This window comes from Rubritalea profundi, from assembly GCF_002954445.1.
In the GTDB taxonomy this organism is placed as follows: Bacteria; Verrucomicrobiota; Verrucomicrobiia; order Verrucomicrobiales; family Akkermansiaceae; genus Rubritalea; species Rubritalea profundi.
On sequence record NZ_MQWA01000001.1, the window covers coordinates 2,346,926 to 2,364,886 of the forward strand.

Sequence of the window (17,961 nt, forward strand, 5' to 3'; positions counted from 1 at the left end):
TGCGTTACTTCACCGATGGTGTTGTTCTAGGTAGCCGCGATTTTGTAGACAAATTTTTCAACAAAATGAAGGAGAAGCAACCAGAGAAGTATGTGAAACGAACGACTGGAGCCAGGAAGCTGCGACAGGTCCGAGAAGCCAAGATGTATTGCCTACGAGACCTAAGGAAGAAGCCTTTAGGCTAATCTAACTGACCGTTACGAAACGAAGCGTCAGACTTTATCGCACGAACTACGGGATAGGTTGACCTGCTGTGCATTCAAACGTGCTGTTCTTTTAAAGAGGAAGTGATGCGAGGTGTCAGTTTTTGTTTGAAATCCCCTCTAGATATACGGTCAATATATTAAAGGATTTAAAGTAAACAAAAAATGGACAAAATGATTTGACCTTATCGAGTATTGGACGAATTTATTGGATGCCCGCGTGTATTGTGCGTGGTTTTAGTGAAACCAAACCAAATAAGACAATGAAAAATATAGTAAAATATGTAGGTCTGCCACTAGCTGGAATTTTTATGATGAACGCTACGGCAAGTGCGGATCATCATGGAGAAAAAAAGGCGATGCCAACGGTAGTAGAAATTGCAGCAAGTAATGATGATTTCAGCACTCTCGTGGCGGCGGTTAAAGCTGCGGATTTAGTTAAAGCTTTGAGTAGTGACGGACCCTTCACTATATTTGCACCTACGAATGATGCATTTAAAGCCTTACCTAAAGGTGTATTAGAAAATCTTCTAAAGCCCGAGAATAAAGCTAAATTAGCAGCTATTCTCAAGTACCACGTTATCTCAGGCAAGGTCATGGCCAAAGATGTCAAGCCCATGAAAGTAAAAACGTTGCAGGGTACTGAATTTGAAATCAAAGTGATTGATGGCACAGTCATGGTAGATGGCGCCAAAGTAATAAAAACTGATATTGTGGGAGAAAATGGAGTGATCCACGTGATCGATAAAGTGATTCAACCCTAATTGTATAGGGTGAAAAATAATCAGAGGATGCTACTTAATATAGCATCCTTTTTTGTGTGATAGTACGTGTAAATCAGGGCAGAAATTCTGTCGCTTTCTTATCTATACGAAATCATAACAAAAAATAGCGGCACCGCATTTTTAGTGATACGCTATTGTCAATAGTTGAAGATGTTAGCACATGCAAATCTCTACTGTGACGAAGCCTTGCCGACTACAAGCGATTTAATCCAGATAAAAAAATGAAAACTCAGATAAGAAAAGTGAAGTTTATTAGATCCCTCATTGCTGTGACCTGCAGCAGTTTACTTACGGTGACGGTTCTAACTGCAGAGGATGCAGATAGCATTTACATGAATGGTTCCATCCTCACCATGGCTGGTGACAAGCCGACATACGTCGAAGCAATTTCCGTGACTGATGGAAAAATTTCCTTGGTGGGAACCGAGGTGGAGGCTCTCGCCATGAAAGGTGATGCGACCAAGGTCATCGACCTCGACGGTCGGGCTTTGCTTCCAGGGTTCCTGGACGGTCACAGTCACTACATCAATTCCTTGTTGGTAGCTAACCAGTGCAAACTCTACGCACCACCTTCCGGCTCGGGTAAGGATGTACCGAGCATCATTGCCGAACTGAAGCGGTTCGCGAGTGAGCGTAAAATTCCGAAGGGAGAAATGATCATGGGTTACGGTTACGATGACACCGTGATGCCGAACGGGCGACTACTCAATCGCGGTGATCTGGATGAGGCCTTCCCGAACAACCCTGTGCGTATCGAGCACGTTTCGATGCATGGTGCAGTGATGAATAGTCTCGCGCTGAAATACTACGACATCAGTGCTGCTACGGAAACTCCTCCAGGCGGAGTGATTGTTCGCAAGCCTGGCTCCAAAGAACCGTGGGGCCTAATCATGGAAACAGCCTTCCTGCCAGTGATGGCCAAATCTGAGCCAATGACTGCTCAGCAGGAGATCGATTCGAGCCGGGCCGGACAGATGCTCTATGCCCAATCTGGCATAACCACTGCTCACGAGGGAGCTACACATTTGGCCCAATTTCAAACGATCAAGAGAGCGAGCGATGCAGGCGCAAACATCATCGATATTGTCGCCTACCCGTTCATCACCGATGTTGACAAAGTTCTAGCCGAACATCCATTGGAGAAATGGACCAAGTATGAGAATCGATTCAAGGTCGGTGGGGTGAAAATCACCGTCGATGGTTCGCCGCAAGGGCGCACGGCATTCTTCACAACACCCTATCTCACTGGCGGCCCCGGCGGGGAAAAGAACTGGAGCGGAGAGCCGACCTTTCCACAGGACCTAGCCAACAAGATGGTTAAAAAAGTTTACGAGATGAACGTACCTCTACTGCTTCACTGCAATGGTGACGCTGCCATCGACGCCTTCCTTACTGCTTATGAATTCGCTCGCGACGGCGACTACAGCAAGGATTGGAACGTCACGACAATCCACACGCAATTCATGCGCAAGGATCACATTCCCAAGTTCGTCAAATACAAGGTGCGGCCATCCTTCTACACCCTCCACACCTTCTATTTCGCAGAGGCGCACATAGCAAACCGTGGCAAGAAACAAGCAATGTATCTCTCGCCAATGCGCGATGCCATAGACGCAGGTCTGCGCCCGAGCAATCACACCGACTTTGTGGTTGCCCCGCTTGACCAGATGATGATGCTTTCGTCTGCCGTGAACCGCATTTCCCGTGGCGGCGCCACAATCGGAGCGGATCAACGAGTGACCCCCTTCGAAGGTCTTAAAGCGATGACCGAATGGACTGCTGAACAGTATGATGAGCAAGATCGCAAGGGCACTCTTGAGGTTGGCAAGCTCGCTGACTTGGTGATCCTGAGTAAAGACCCGCTTAAGGTCGATCCGATGGAGATCAAGGATATTAAGGTTGTCGAGACGATCAAAGAGGGAACGACTATCTACCCTGCACCAGCTGATAGTAAGACGCCTATAGCTGCTGCATCCGATAAGACTTACTCTTGGCAGGCTCACGTCTGTGACATGGCCGACGTGAATTCAGCAGCCAATAAAATGTGGACGCTGGTGACGCTCAACGGTACGAAGATCACTGCGAAGAGACCTCCCACCATGAAGTTCTCTGGAGGTAAGCTTGCCATGTTTGGCGGTGTCAATCGACTCAATGGCAGCTACGCTCTGGTCAACGACGCGGTTATCATGGGGCGGCTCATCAGTACTGAGATGGCCGGCCCCCCCGAACTCATGAAGCTCGAAAAAGAATTCACTAAAGTGATGGCTTCGGTAGACAAATTTCATGTGCACGGCAACGAGTTGGAGCTTTTTGTTGAGACCGAAGTGGTAGCGACTTTACGCTCAAGTGAGTGATGCTGTATTCAGCTGGTTGAGTAGTGCGCTAATAATTATGTAAAAAGTGTAAAAAGGGCCAGGTCTGAATGGCACGGACTTAAGGGGAGTTATCGGCGGTTTAGCTGTTAGGAAAATCCTGTCTATGATTCCTTAATATGTGAACAAAAAACAACCATTTCTGACAGGCTTTTCCTCTCACCTTTTTGGCAGCACTAAGAGATCAGCTCAAGCTCTTTTTCAAGATAAAGTCCAACAATGTGGTCGACTACTATCTCTGGATTGTCGATGATTTTTGAAAAAGGTTCTGCCTTCTTCTGTGCTAGACCAATGGTGCAATTCCAAACGTAAGCGAATCTATGATGTATGTAAAAAGGGCTAGGCCTGAATGGCACGCAAGGTAGCCGCGAGTTTGTAGACAAATTTTTCAGCGGAATGAAGGAGAAGCTACCAGAGAAGTATGTGAAACGAACGACTGGAGCCAGGAAGCTGCGACAGGTCCGAGAAGCCAAGATGTATTGCCTACGAGACCTAAGGAAGAAGCCTTTAGGATAATCTAACTGACCGTTACGGAAAGTGTAAATGGTGACCTCATAAAGGAAAAAATGTTGGCGGAGCGGAAGGCTGATGCTGAGCCGTGATCTTAGGCCTTAAAGCCTAAAGCGCGTCTGATGAGTTCGCTTTTATTTTTGACGCCTGTGTCATTGACGCGTTGCTCTAAGATTTCCTCTTCAGCGTGCGTGAGTTTGATCACCAGCTTTCTGCAGCGCTTATCGAGTCCCTTGGCAACTTGAGTGGGTTCAGGTGCCTTGCGATGGGCGGCGCTTACCTGGCGATTACGTCTGAGCGTATCGAGCTTCGGTTTAAAATTCGGCATAGTTCTATATAGTCCATGGGATGGATTCATTCAATGAACTTCAACACTCTTCAGCGCCTGATGCATTTTACGCATTTAAAGATCTACTCGACAGACAATATTTTAGGGGAGGTAGCGCATCCCTTTGTCTTCAACAGCTTTGCTTCTGGTCACCTTTCTATAAATCCCCTAACGACAGCCGAGTACGCATGATACGGCAGTATCGTAAATAGTCTGTCGATATATGTAATTCCCGTGACTCTCAGCAACGCCCCATTCAGATCAATTGTCGTTGCCTACCGTGAGGCTCATTTCGACCTTCGAGCGTGTGCTGGACTAGCCCAACGAGATCTTTCAGCGAAGTTACAGAAACCCCAGTCCTATTAATGGTTGTGGCTACAAGATCATTCCAACTCAATTCTTATTTTATTTTTCATATAGGAATAAAGTTCAAAATGAAGACTCTTATTTTTAGTGACTGTCTAAAAGTCAGCCCTCACCACAATACATTAAAACATATAATCATGAAAATATTCGGATACCATATATGACCAAGTTGTTTAATCATCGGTGCGATGATTGTTTTCTTTATTGTTAAAAAAATCTATCTGCTCCTAACAGGAGGTTGATGCAAATAAGAATGAGTAGTTACTCATTTAAGGATACAGAACTTTTTACTGCATTTACTGCAAATGGGGCCAGGCCTCCTATCCATATGGAAATATCCGAAGGCTGGGAAACTGGAGAAATCTATCGAACTCTCACCCCAAACAACTAAATTCGAAAACCTTCAGTCTGACCCAAACCCACTTTTACAGACAAATTCTTGCGCAGCCATCTAAGATTACTCGGACCTTTGCTATTAATGCTACTTGCCTCAATTCTTTAAGACAAGTAGTGTACTTATTTCCGATAATAACGTGCCCTATGAAAATACTAATTATACTAACATCCCACGACAAACTTGGTAACACAGGTCTCAAAACTGGGTTCTGGCTAGAGGAGTTTGCTTCGCCTTATTATACTCTAATTGATGCCGGTACTAATGTCACACTTGCTTCCCCGAAAGGAGGACAGCCGCCCTTAGACCCAAAGAGCGATGAACCTGATTTCCAGACAGCGGCAACGGAACGTTTCAAGAATGACCCCAAAGCACAACACGCTCTAGATAATACATCCAAATTGTCTGAAATCGATGCTGAAGAGTTTGATGCTGTACTTTATCCTGGAGGGCACGGACCACTCTGGGATTTGGCTAACGATAGTGATTCAATTGCTGTGATAGAGCATATGTTTGCAGCTAACAAGCCTGTAGCTACAGTTTGCCACGCTTCTGGGGTGCTCCTTAAAGCCAAAGCTCCTAATGGTGATCCTTTGGTGAAAGGGAAAAAAGTAACGGGATTTACAAATACCGAAGAGGAAGCCGTTCAACTGACCGACGTTGTCCCATTCTTAGTGGAGGATGAACTAAAGAAACTTGGTGGCGAGTATACAAAATTGGGTGACTGGCTGCCGTATGCTATTGTTGATGGCAATCTCATTACAGGCCAAAACCCAGCTTCTTCTAAAGCCGTGGCAATAGAGATTCTTAAGCTACTGTTTCCAGGAAACTAACATTTAAGGAGACAGGCCTTTTAAGGTATTACCGTATACGACACTAGGCATACGGTGGGGGATACTGGGTATTGTTCAAGCTGGGGGGAGTCCACCAAAGCAGACTGATAACATTCTTAAAAATCCCAAAATTTAAATATCGGTTAATCAACTACGATCAGCTCTTACGCACGGGTTGAGAGTCTTAGTGACTTGATCTCTTTTGTCTGGATTTCCGACAAATTGAAGTAAGAGTGGTAAGCATTCTACGACACCTTGTGATGGCCAGCTAAAGATCTAGTATCAGCTAGGGGCAAGTGATCTAATACGTTAACATAAAAATATGAAACCACTCGAAATCGCAAAAAATGTTCTAGAGGCCAAAGGCGGTCTTCTACACGTGAATGATATGGCGACAATAGCACATGAGATGGAACTCTGTTCAGAGTCTGAAATCAAGGACTTACCAACTCTTCTGTCAGCTGCATTATCTAAGGAATCGAAGACAAAGAAGCCTTTCTTCAGCAAAATAAAGGATGGTAAAGGTGGTTATGAAAAAGGTGTTTATAGGCTCAAAAAAAGTAAAAGGTTCCCAAAGGGCAAGTGGGGCCAAAAGATTTAAGGGGATAGACCTTATCTGCTCTATCAGAGCATCACACTACACGAGGAAAATGTAACCCGTAACCTGTTGATAAATAGTCACAAAGTGACGGATAACCTTGACTTAGGTGAGGGCCCTTCAAAATTTGGGTGCCTAATACCAAAATCATCCAGGCCCTCGAAAAGGACCTTAGCTGTAATCTAGCCCGACTCAAATGCTTATCTGTGCTCATTAGTGCGGTACTGAGACATCGCACTGCTAACCTCACTTTACTAGCCACCACCTCCGACGGAAAGTCCTGCTCTAACGAAAGTCGCTATAGGCGATTCCAAGACTTTGTTCTTAATTTCTCACTATGACTTTCGTCTGTTTCTAGGTTCATTCTTAGTCGTATACCTAAGCCTTCAGCTGGGTTCGTGTTGGCGATGGATCGTACAAACTGGCAATTTGGACGCAAAGATATCAACTTCTTAGCTATCGCCATTATTGCAGGAAAGGTTTCTATTCCGATCATTTGGAAAGTCCTCCCAGCTAAAACGAAACGAGGGAACTCTGACACGGCTCAGCGTATTTCCCTGACAAAGAAGCTACTCAAGATCATCCCCGCAAAAGACATCAAGGTCTTGACTATGAATCGGGAGTTTGTGGGTAAAGAGTGGCTCTCTTGGCTCGATAGCAAAGGAGTCGGCTATGTTGTTCGTATCAAGAAAAACACGCTTGTAGGAAGTTTTTCAGCCTTGGAATTAGCAACTCGCCGTGGTCGTAAATCTCAGAGGTTACAAACTGTCTTTGGACTCGAACTGTTCTTTGCTTGTAAGCCAATGAAAAAGGACGAACGAACAAGTCATTTACTCATTATTAGCAATCGATTTACAGGCAAGGAGGCACTGAGTCTCTACAGTTTACGGTGGGGGATTGAGAGGCTTTTGGGGCATTTAAAGAAAAAGGGATTTTGACCTTGAAGCCAGCCACATGACCAATCCAAGCCAAGCTTGAAAAGCTCTTTGGTATCCTTACAATGGCCTTTCTATTGAGCTTTGCGTGGGGGTGTCATCTTCGATCCTTGGAGCAGAAAACCTCTGCGGCAACAAAGCGCAAAAGCCTGTTCCGACTCGGCCTTGAAGATATTTTGAATCTAGCTGATTGCCATTCAAAAGACTCAGGTCATCGAAGCAGACTCAAGGAATTTCACCACTGGCTTAGCTCTACAACCTTCAACTCAATTTTCCTCGTGTAGTGTGATCATTCATATCAGTTGTGGGGTGATTCCCAATTTAGCTTTGAATCGTCGGCTGAGTTCTGCCGCGCATCTTTCGGCTTCACTAGCTTTGCACCTCAATCCGTCATGAATCGATAAACAAGAAATGTCAGATTCCAGCATCATTTCACCTACGATTAGCTGCGCTTCTCGTTTCTGAAGTTCTCTGGAGAGATCGCCTTTTGCATACTGGCTTATGATCTAATAGAGGTCGGGGAAGTCGAGTGAAAATAAGCAGACAGACTAATAAAGCCTCACAATGCTAGTATATATTACCCGCATTTCCATTGTGCATTTATTAATGTTTTTTCACTCATAGCTCTGAGTAAGTTAGAGTGTCCTTACTTATTAGGCAATAAGCCCTTAAATGCTGACCCAGCGAGTGTTTGACAAGCCATTCGATCGAGATATTATCCACGTCGAAGGCACCTAAGCCCGTGACCAAAGTTCATGTTGAAAGAATCAAAAACCATAGTCGTTAAAATCGGATCCAGCCTTCTCGTAGACGAATTCTCAGGGAGGCTCCGCATGGACTTTATCTATCATCTAATGAACGATATTGCGTTCTACCATAATCAAGGACACAAGATGGTGCTTGTGTCGTCCGGCTCCGTCGCCCTCGGCCGCCGCTACAGTGGTATTCCAAGTGGCACCGACCTGACGCTGGCTCAAAAACAGGCCTCGGCAGCCCTCGGACAACCCGTCCTTATGGCGGCCTATCAAAATTTCGCAGCGGAGCACGACCTACGCACCGCCCAAATTCTTATAACCCTACACGATTTCGAAGACCGTAAACGCTTTCTCAACGCTGAGGATACGCTCGAAGAGTTGCTGAGCCAAGGCACCATTCCCATCGTCAACGAAAACGACACAGTCGCCACCAAGCACCTGCGTGTGGGCGACAATGACCGACTCTCGGCAAAAGTAGCGCAGCTCGTTGAAGCCGACGAGCTCGTCATTCTCACCGACGTCGACGGACTTTGGGACAGGGATAAAAACATCGTTGAGAAGATCGAGACCTTGAACGAAAGCATTTTCGACCTTGCGGGCGGCGCGACCGGGCCGGGCACAGGCGGCATGGTCACCAAGCTTTTGGCAGCTGAGATAGCTTCAGCCTCCGGCTGCACCACTCACATCACAACAGGACATGGTGAATTACCCATCCGCAACGCGATCGAAGACCTCACGCTGCACACGACTATCCAATCCGGCACCACGCCGGAAAATGCCCGTCATCTCTGGATTGCCACCAGTTTGGACATCCAAGGATCCGTGGAGATTTCCCCGGAAACCGTCACCTCCCTACAAAGCGTGCGCAGCATATTGCCAGCTGACATCATCGACGCCGTCGGCACGTTCGGGCGCGGAGACATTATTTCTATCACAAGTGGCAAAAACGAGTTTGCTCGTGGCATAGTGGCCTTTAACCATCACGAAGTTCAGGCCCTAATACAGAACCGAAAACCCGACATATTTTCGGTCCTTGGCTACAACACGCGGCCAGACATCGTGCACAAAAACGACATAGCCATCCTCTAACGCACAGCCTTTTGAGAGATCAATGGCAAAAAATAGCGGCCTATTTTAGGCTGTATTTATAGTCTAATAGCTTCAGGGGTACATCCCGCGAGCATTCCCGTGTGAATAGTGCTCGCCGCCAGCGAATAAATTTCACACTCACCTGAGTGATTCTTCGAAACTTTTCGAGCCATGTCGGTACCAACTTCTCAGCATCTGCATAATCCTTCTTTGTCGGATCCCAGCACAGCTCACTTTTTTTGATGATTGTTTCCACTTCGAGACCTTAATCTCTTCAGTATGATATCGCATCCTCAGAAGAAGGTTATAAGCCAGTACCATGAACTGAGCTAGCATTCTCTTTCCAGTTTGACTCTTCGACCACTTCTGTCTTCATTTGTGGGGATGGACCTTTTACGGGATAAGTGTGTCGACTGGAATGATGGGCCTATAGGGCTAACGGTTTTACTTTTTCAGAAACTGCCTGAGCGACTTTTCATTTTTTGGGGAGTGTTTACCCTGACAGCGCCAGAGTACTTTACCTGTGTTATTGAGTAGGAATAAATGAATGTCGGTTTCGTTAGGTATCTGCAATCTCTTCTTAAATGGAGCTTTGTCTATGTAGATGGTGAACGTTCGCTCTCTCGCTGCCTGGGCTTTCACCCCACTACGCATCCCCATGTTTAAGAATGACCTCCCGAGAAATCCCATTTTATAAATAGTGGGAATTTCATAGTATCGGAACAGCTTGCCAGGTTTGTTGTAGGCTAGTTCAAGTGAGTCTCCGGCGGCAAACCAAGTGTCGACAAGTTGTTGGTGATTGCGCTGAAATGCCACGATCATGAGCTTGTGGTCACCACTAAGTTCGTCGGGGATTTTCTTCTTTTGTTTAGCGAGATTGCTAAAGGTGTGCACCGGAAACTGCATGCCTGTTTTATCGATGGAGGCGGGTGCTCTATCTGCGGCAATGGACAATGGAGCAGTGAGGATGCTCAAAATTAGGCATAGTATGGGGCGGATCATAATCATCAAATAGGGAGTAGTAGAATAGTGAAATAGCAATTAGAGGAAGCTAAATTTCCTAGAGGTTACCACCACGCTTCAGCTTGCACACCGATGTTCAAACCTTGGGAGTCCCCGCCATAATTCTGAGGGGAAACTTTTCCGATGAACTCGTCGCTCCAGGCTGCATAGGTAACAAAAAGCCTTAGTGATGGCCGAGAAAAGTGGTCTTTACCCGGCGAGATTTGTGGAGCAAAAGTAATCTTATAGACTTCACCGGAATCTCCGCCCTTTTGGCGTGTGTGGTCAACTCCAGCTTCTAGTGCCAGCGAAAAGTAATCATTGAGGTGATACACCGGCCTCAGACCAAGCGAGAACCAGTCTACTTGCCCGCTTTGAGCCACTCCTGTATCAAAGCTATCATAAACCGTAGTAGCCTGCATGCTCCATTGGTCAGATGGGCGGACCACTAGGTCATTGACAAACCTGAAGTGCTTCACGTCTGAATAGTCGATTTTAAGTGGATCTTGGTCACTCGGTGGGGCTATCCCGCTATAATCTGGCTCGGTAGCTTTAAAGTTTGCAGCAGCGCCCACACCGTATTGGACCATGGCCCTGTTTGTGCCTCCGAAGAAGCCTTTTGATTCATGTAGAAAGCCAATTGCAGCTCCAGCAGCCCCTTCGATTTGAACATTGCTGCCATTTGGTTTTAAGCTGTCTTTCACATCAGCAAGATCTAACCAAATCATCCCTTTTCCTCCAGGGACTGAAAGATCAGAAAGCCTGATGTCTAAACTGTTTTTACCACTAACACCATTCAGCTCGGTACTACCGTTGCTGTCTAATTTATCAATACTTCCACCGAGCCATGCAATCGAGAGGTCACCGATATCCCCAAGCTCGATGTTCTCAACTCCACCACCAAAGCCACTCATGTCTAGGTAGTAAAAATCAGTCATGTGCACATCGAAACGGCCATAGAACCGCTGACCAGCCCAAAATGTCGCTTTCTTTTGTCCAGCCCAGACTCCTTTAGCTTGGGCATACGCTTCACGCCAAGAAAAGGTCGACTTCGCGGAGTTTGCATTAGGGACCGAGTACGAGGGCCTTAGACCGATGGAAAACTCGACTCCATCAGGTAAGTCGAGTTCTGGGAAGGTGTAGCCAAATGCAGTCTCAACATAGGTTTCAGCTTCGTTGCCCAAACGAAATTTGGATTGTGAGTTGGGAGCTTTGAATGCCTCCAACGAATTTCCGCTATCGTCGGTGCCAATACCAGAACGAAAATAGCCACTGAATGTGAACCCGCGAGTGATCTCGTTGTCTTCGAGTTCCAGCTTGATCATCTTAGCATTGGACTCAGTTAAGTCCTCCTTCACAGTTTTGAGTTTTGCTGTATTATGGACAGCCACTGCAGAAGTTGCTTGGACTTGCTTTTCTACACGCTCAATTTTTTGGGCGTCGGCGCGCTCCTTCTTCTCAATTTCGAGTAGACGAGTCTCAAGTTTGGCTATGCGGTCCTCATACGAGTTCTTGAGCTGATCAATTTCATCTTTGATCTCGATAAGGCTGTCTTGCTCAGCCTCGGCAGCATGAACAAGAGGTGCCGTGAAGCATAATAAAAATGACCCTCTACGTAAGCAACGTCGTAGCACTTCAGCTTTCTTTATTTGAGGATTAAATAAATACACAGTAGATACCATTAACAGGTAAACAAGGGAGGAGGCAAACATATTCATCGTTTGGAGTTTCAAAAACTGCAGCAGAAGCAGTCACTACCTGCTAGCAAGAAGATACCAGTAAGCAATAAAAGGAGCCAGGATGTCAGCCGGTTGAGAAGGGTTTATAGTTGGTTTTTCTTTTTCCAACCGTAGGAAAGTTGTTTCAGCATGCGTGGGAAGATGATGAGGTGGAAGGGAAAGATGCATATCCAGTAGATTCTACCAAAGAGCCCGCGAGGGCGAAATACGGCACGTTGTTTAATAGAGGTGGGGCCTACGCTGAACTCAAGCCAGGCCTCACCGGGGAGTTTCATTTCAGCAAAAAGTATCAGCCTCCCAGCTTCTTCATCAGCAAGAATGACTCTCCAGAAGTCTAGTGCATCACCAGTACTGAGTTCGTGTGGATCACGACGCCCTCGGCGCATGCCTGATCCACCCACACATTTGTCCAAAAGGCCTCTGAGCCGCCATGCCCAATCCATACTAGGCCATCCTAATTCCCCGCCTAATTTCCAAACTGCAGCAATGACCTCTTCGCGAGTTGTGTGCAGTGAAGACTCTCTGAGGTCTTGTAGTACGCCGTGCTCAGGAATCTGAATATTGCAAATGTGCCGGGAGTCAACCTTGCCGGAGGCTAAGGAGTTGAACCAAACTGATGGTACGCGGTTTTGGGCGATGACAGAGAGTGCTAGCCGGATCGACTCTTTGTAACCCAGTAGTTGTTGGGGGATGAGCTCTTCTATGTTCGATTCTTCGCAGGTGGTTTCAATGTGCAATGAGCTCACCAAAGCCCTAGCCAGAGGAAAACTAGTTGCTGTCATGAAATAGAGCCAATAGGCTGATAGCCTGGGGCTTAAAAAGGGTACTGGCACGATAAAGCGCCTCAATCCTCGGACTTCCGCATAATCCTCTAACATGGTCTGGTAGGTGAGAACTTGTGGTCCTCCAATATCGAAAGTGCCATTAAAGAAATGTTGCCTCAGTTTGGGATCGATGACCCCTAACAAGTAGCCAGTGACATTACGTATTGCGATAGGTTGACATTTTGTACGTGTCCACTTTGGTGTAGACATGACGGGAAGTTTTTCAACTAGGTCGCGAATTATTTCAAATGATGCACTGCCGGATCCAACGATGATAGAGGCACGCAGAGTGGTCAGTGGAGCATTTCCAGTCTCGAGAATGCGCGCGACCTCCGCTCTAGATTCTAGATGCTCGGAGAGAGTTGATCCGTGCGGAGATATTCCACCTAAATAGACAACCTGGCCTAAATGAGCGGGGGACAGCCATTCTGTAAAATTACGAGCACAGCTCTTTTCTTGGTCAGGGAAGTCTTTGCCCGCGCCCATGGAATGCAATAAGTAGTAGGCAGCGTCGATTTTTGGGAGGTAGTCACAATTCGGTAAGCTTTCAGGCTTCAGAAAGTCTCCTTCAATGAGGACAAGTTGTAGCTTCCACGATTCAAAGTTCTGAATAGGAAAGCGGTTCTTGTTTCGAACCATCGCGATAACAGAGTACCCAGATTCTAACAATTGGGGGATTAGTCGTAGGCCAATGTATCCATTAGCTCCAGTCACAAGTACTCGCATGAGCTTATGCTAGCACAGCACAAACCTATCAGAGAGACAATATTTAAGAGGAAGTCGCGCATCCTTTTGTTTTCAACAATTCTCCTCCAAATCTCTTTTCTATAAAGGGTCTATAAACCAGCTGACGACCGCCCTGCAAGTGTGATGCGGCGGGGATGCAGGCCTTTGCTTACTTTACTAGGCTGACTCTTCGGGCTCGTTTTAAAACCATCCCTTAGTGCGGTTGGCGAAGCTGACTAGAGCGAGCATGATGGGAACCTCTACCAATACGCCGACAATAGTGACAAGAGCCACAGGTGAGCTCGTTCCAAAGAGCGCGATAGCGACGGCGACAGCCAGTTCAAAAAAGTTAGATGCACCAATCATGTTGCAGGAGCTGCGACACTGTGAGGCAGTTGGAGAGCCTTTGCACCGAGGTAGGCGATGGAGAAAATCAAGACAGTCTGGAGAATTAGCGGTACCGCGATAAGTCCGATGTGTGCCGGGTAGGCGATGATAACATCTCCTTGGAATGAGAAGATGATGATCAGTGTGAGAAGGAGGCCAAGAATCGTGATATTTCCAAATTTGGGAAGAAATTGATGCTTAAAATAGTTTACCCCTTTCGTTTTGAGTATGTGATTTCGGGTGAGAATACCAGCACAGAGAGGGACGACCACGAAGAGGACGACGGAGAGGAAAAAGGGTGTCCCACGGAACGTGTACATCACTGATGCCTAGTAAGAATTTAACGATGGGCACAAAGGCGATGAGGATGATCAGATCATTGGTCGCGACTTGGACCACCGTGTAAGCTGGATTTCCTTTGGTGAGGTGGCTCCAGACGCACACCATTGCTGTGAAGGGGGCGGCGGCTAACAATACAGCTCCAGTAAGATAGTCTTTGGCCAAATCAGCTGGCATCAGAGTCTTAAAGAGCACATAGAAGAATAGTCAGGCGATGCCAAACATGGTGAAGGGCTTGATCAACCAGTTGACGATCCAGTTAAGAAATAGACCTTGGGGGGGTTCCCTAACTCGTTTGACGCTTTGAAAATCGACTTTCATCATCATCGGGTAGATCATGATCCAGATCAGAACGGCAACAGGGATGGAAACATTGGCGTATTCCATTTTCTCTAAAAGCTCGGGTACGGCCGGAAGAAACTGCCCAATCAAAATACCCGCGGCCATACACAAGACGACCCATGCTGTTAGGTATTTCTCGAAGAAGTTAATAGCGGTGTCCTTATGAGTACTCATTATTATGTTATTAGTAACAAGGAGCATGAGAAGAGTCGATTATCTCTTTCGTTGACATTTAAAGGGGCGGCTGTGAAGGGGATTCATTTAAGGGGACAGCAAGGCCTTTTAAAGGGGAAGTAAGTCGACGGCGGTGGTGGGTCATGGTAAGTTGCTTGTTATGAGACCCCCCCGCTCATATCAGTTGTCACCCTGGGCCGATGTGCAGTCCTCGTCACACCGCGTTATTTCGCGTGTTGTGGATCGTCAGTTTGTGCGGTTGATGCGTATGTCCGAAGAGTTCTACGGAGTGCGGGTATTGACCTACTGTGTCATGACGAACCATTTCCATCTGATGGTGGAGGTTCCTTCAAAGCCGAAGCGACGTTATAGTGTTTACCCAAATGCGCCAAAGCAGGCTCCTGTGACACAAAAGGGGGCATCGGAGTCACTCCGGTGGTTCAATCTTAAACCTAAACCTAAACCTAAACCTAAGCTTAACTTACTGGTCAGTTAAGTTTGAGGTGACATCACGACCAGCCCAACCCTACTAATCCCATGAAGGACAATACCAGTACCGCAGAAGCTCCCGAACAGGAAAAAATTGTCAATGGCATGAACGTGACCAAGCTCGGTGCAACCATCCGAGCCATTAAAGGAAATCCCGACATCGCGGCATTTCAGTTCCGCCTTACAAATCGATGGCAAAACTGTGGCCTGAACGAGGCGAGAATCAACAGCTACGACGGTGCTTGCCAGACGATCAATCGTGAAAAAGATTTCGTCTGCACACTAGATGAGCCCCCTGTACTGCTCGGAAATGACAGAGGACCCAACCCCGTTGAGTATCTTCTTGCTGCACTCTCCGGTTGCATGACGACGACTCTGGCCTACCACGCAGCGGCAGAGGATATTAAAATAGAGAGCATCCAGTCCTAATACGAAGGAGATCTGGATCTACACGGCTTTCTTGGCCTAGACCCCAAGGTACGCAAAGGCTATCAGGAAGTGCGCGTAAAATTCAAAGTCAAGGGTGATGCCGATCAGGCAAAAGTGGAGGAACTCGTCCGAAGATCCCCAGTCTTCGACATGCTAACGAATCCCGTCCCCTTGAAAGTTATTGTCGAAATCGAGTAAAACCTAATCTATCTGAAAAACAGTATTTGAGGGCGCTGAACACGATAGGTATGCAGATATGTCGAAAGCGCGTTTATTGGCGCCGTGGGTAGAGGAGTGCAAGATCGTTCTGCAAATTATCACGTGGTTTCACGCATCGTTGGTCAGGATTTCCTGCAAGATCGTGTGGGCAAGGAACAATTTGTTCTCAGTTTCTCTATGTGGTGTTAGTACGTGCTTTTTCGGTTCAATGACTTAAAGGGCTGGGGATGGGACTGCATGCCGGGAGAATGAGGTCAGGACGCTATTGTTGGGCGTGATTTGATTAGGCTTGGAAAAAAGCGTATCAGAACTCATTTGGCGGTTGCGTTTTTGGCCAACATAAGGAAAGTCGCTGTGAGCCAAACCCAACTTTATACAGACAGTTATGAGTGAATCCAGATACCGCATTGCTATCGGCGCCGACCACGGCGGAGTAGACCTTAAAGACGCTGTTGCGCGCCACCTCATGTCCCTCGGTCATGAAGTCGCAGACTACGGCACCCATTCCAAAGATTCTGTTGATTATGCAGACTTTGCGAACGAAGTAGCCATCGAAGTGAGCCAGCAGCAATTTGATTGCGGCGTACTTTGTTGCACATCTGGTGTTGGTGTCAGCATGGCAGCCAACCGCTTCATCGGAGTGCGCGCAGTGAATGTGCAGACTGTGGAAGACACAGTGGCTGCACGTGAACACAATGATGCCAACATCCTTTGCCTCGGCCAGAAGCACGTGGATGAAGCTACTGCTATCGCGATGGTTGAAGCATTTCTCGACACTAAGTTCGAAGGTGGCCGCCACGAAGCGCGTGTCACTAAAGCAAGCGGCAGCGCAATTGCAGTGTCTGACCCGGCCATTTTTGAAGCCATCCAAGAAGAAGGTCTTCGTCAGCGTAACAACATCGAGTTGATCGCGTCTGAGAACTTTACTTCACTTGCAGTGCAGGAAGCCCAAGGCGGCCTCCTCACTAACAAGTACGCAGAAGGTTACCCAGGTCGCCGTTGGTACGGTGGTTGTGAGAATGTCGACGTGGTGGAAAAAGTCGCGATCGATCGTCTCAAGGAACTCTTCGGTGCAGACCACGCAAACGTGCAGCCACACTCTGGCTCACAGGCAAACACAGCAGTGTATTTCTCAGTGCTCAAGCCTGGCGACAAGATCCTGACAATGGATCTAGCGCACGGTGGACACCTTACACACGGTCACAAAGCTAACTTTTCCGGTAAGTTCTACGAAGTGCAACACTACGGTGTGAGCGAAGTTGACGAGCGTATCGACTACGACGCTCTCGAGGCTGCAGCAGTCGAATTCCAGCCAGCACTGATCACAACAGGCGCATCAGCTTACCCACGTGAAATCGATTTCGAGCGGATGGGGCAGATCGCAAAGAAGGTGGGAGCTTATCTGTTCGTAGACATGGCACACATCGCCGGTCTGGTTGCTGCAGGGGTTCACCCGAACCCAGTTCCACACGCAGATTTCGTGACATCTACAACGCATAAGTCGCTCCGCGGACCTCGTGGTGGTGTGATTCTCTGTAAGGCAGAGCACGCTAAGAAAATCGACTCCACAGTATTCCCAGGCATCCAAGGTGGACCACTGATGCACGTGATCGCAGGCAAGGCAATTTGCTTTGGCGAGGCGCTCAAGCCAGAGTTTAAGGATTACTCAGTGCAGGTAGTAAAGAATGCGCAAGCAATGGCTGGACGTCTTGCTGAGCACGGTTACCGCATCGTTTCTGGTGGTACAGACAACCATCTTTTCTTGATGGATTTCCGTCCAATTGGTCTCGATGGATCCATCGTTTCCACCGCGCTCGATGAAGCAGGTATCACAGTCAACAAAAACTCCATTCCGTTCGACACTGCTGGGCCATTCAAGCCAAGCGGCATCCGTATTGGTACTCCAGCAGTCACGACACGTGGCATGAAGGAGGAAGACGTCATCAAGGTGGCTGACCTCATCCACGCTGCAATCGAAGACCGCGAAGACGAAGCTAAGCTGGAAGAGATCCGTAATGAAGTTTACGACTTCAACCGCGCGTTCCCACTTCCTCGCTAATCGCATTAGCAGACAAGATCTAATAGAAAGCCTCCGCTCAGATTTCTGAGTGGAGGCTTTTTTA

At 47.3% G+C, this 17,961-nt stretch carries 12 protein-coding genes and 2 pseudogenes; 9 read left to right on the forward strand and 5 right to left on the reverse strand.

Going from position 1 to position 17,961, the window contains the following annotated elements; genetic code table 11:
• The 3 genes and pseudogenes from BSZ32_RS19325 to BSZ32_RS10195 form a co-directional block, all read left to right on the forward strand.
• Positions 1 to 185, forward strand: a pseudogene (locus tag BSZ32_RS19325) (hypothetical protein); the annotation flags it as partial.
• Between the two features lie 281 nt (positions 186 to 466).
• Positions 467 to 967, forward strand: a complete 501-nt coding sequence (locus BSZ32_RS10190) for a fasciclin domain-containing protein (RefSeq protein ID WP_105043312.1) — start codon at positions 467 to 469, stop codon at positions 965 to 967.
• Between the two features lie 242 nt (positions 968 to 1,209).
• Positions 1,210 to 3,342 (forward strand): amidohydrolase family protein, encoded by a 2,133-nt coding sequence (locus BSZ32_RS10195; protein WP_165788773.1) that lies wholly within the window; start codon positions 1,210 to 1,212, stop codon positions 3,340 to 3,342.
• 622 nt (positions 3,343 to 3,964) lie between these two features.
• Here BSZ32_RS10195 and BSZ32_RS10205 read toward each other — a convergent pair.
• Positions 3,965 to 4,198, reverse strand: coding sequence for a ribbon-helix-helix protein, CopG family (locus BSZ32_RS10205; protein WP_105043314.1), 234 nt, complete (start codon positions 4,196 to 4,198; stop codon positions 3,965 to 3,967).
• Between the two features lie 906 nt (positions 4,199 to 5,104).
• On the opposite strand from BSZ32_RS10205, the gene BSZ32_RS10210 reads away from it, so the two are divergent.
• The 4 genes from BSZ32_RS10210 (at position 5,105) to proB (ending at position 9,168) form a co-directional block, all read left to right on the forward strand.
• Positions 5,105 to 5,791: a type 1 glutamine amidotransferase domain-containing protein gene (locus BSZ32_RS10210; RefSeq protein ID WP_105043315.1), complete on the forward strand. Its 687-nt coding sequence runs from the start codon at positions 5,105 to 5,107 to the stop codon at positions 5,789 to 5,791.
• A 322-nt stretch (positions 5,792 to 6,113) separates the two neighbouring features.
• Positions 6,114 to 6,392 carry an HTH domain-containing protein gene (locus tag BSZ32_RS10215; protein WP_105043316.1) on the forward strand — a complete coding sequence of 93 codons (279 nt, stop codon included), beginning with the start codon at positions 6,114 to 6,116 and terminating at the stop codon, positions 6,390 to 6,392.
• Between the two features lie 404 nt (positions 6,393 to 6,796).
• Positions 6,797 to 7,327 (forward strand): transposase, encoded by a 531-nt coding sequence (locus BSZ32_RS10220; protein WP_105043317.1) that lies wholly within the window; start codon positions 6,797 to 6,799, stop codon positions 7,325 to 7,327.
• 752 nt (positions 7,328 to 8,079) lie between these two features.
• Positions 8,080 to 9,168: a glutamate 5-kinase gene (gene proB / locus BSZ32_RS10225; RefSeq protein WP_105043318.1), complete on the forward strand. Its 1,089-nt coding sequence runs from the start codon at positions 8,080 to 8,082 to the stop codon at positions 9,166 to 9,168.
• A 444-nt stretch (positions 9,169 to 9,612) separates the two neighbouring features.
• On the opposite strand, the gene BSZ32_RS10230 is transcribed toward proB, so the two are convergent.
• The 4 genes and pseudogenes from BSZ32_RS10230 to arsB form a co-directional block, all read right to left on the reverse strand.
• Positions 9,613 to 10,143, reverse strand: coding sequence for a hypothetical protein (locus tag BSZ32_RS10230; RefSeq protein ID WP_129589709.1), 531 nt, complete (start codon positions 10,141 to 10,143; stop codon positions 9,613 to 9,615).
• 92 nt (positions 10,144 to 10,235) lie between these two features.
• Positions 10,236 to 11,882, reverse strand: coding sequence for a maltoporin (locus BSZ32_RS10235; RefSeq protein ID WP_165788774.1), 1,647 nt, complete (start codon positions 11,880 to 11,882; stop codon positions 10,236 to 10,238).
• Positions 11,883 to 11,992: 110 nt separating this feature from the next.
• Positions 11,993 to 13,459 (reverse strand): SDR family oxidoreductase, encoded by a 1,467-nt coding sequence (locus BSZ32_RS10240; RefSeq protein ID WP_105043321.1) that lies wholly within the window; start codon positions 13,457 to 13,459, stop codon positions 11,993 to 11,995.
• Positions 13,460 to 13,660: 201 nt separating this feature from the next.
• Positions 13,661 to 14,701: pseudogene (gene arsB, locus BSZ32_RS20355) on the reverse strand (ACR3 family arsenite efflux transporter).
• 537 nt (positions 14,702 to 15,238) lie between these two features.
• Here arsB and BSZ32_RS10250 point away from each other — a divergent pair.
• Entirely contained in the window at positions 15,239 to 15,619 is a 381-nt protein-coding gene (locus BSZ32_RS10250) for an OsmC family protein (protein WP_206018811.1), read from the forward strand.
• A 604-nt stretch (positions 15,620 to 16,223) separates the two neighbouring features.
• On the forward strand, positions 16,224 to 17,897 hold the full coding sequence (gene rpiB / locus BSZ32_RS10255) for a ribose 5-phosphate isomerase B (RefSeq protein ID WP_105043322.1): 1,674 nt from the start codon (positions 16,224 to 16,226) through the stop codon (positions 17,895 to 17,897).
• Positions 17,898 to 17,961 lie beyond the last annotated feature (64 nt).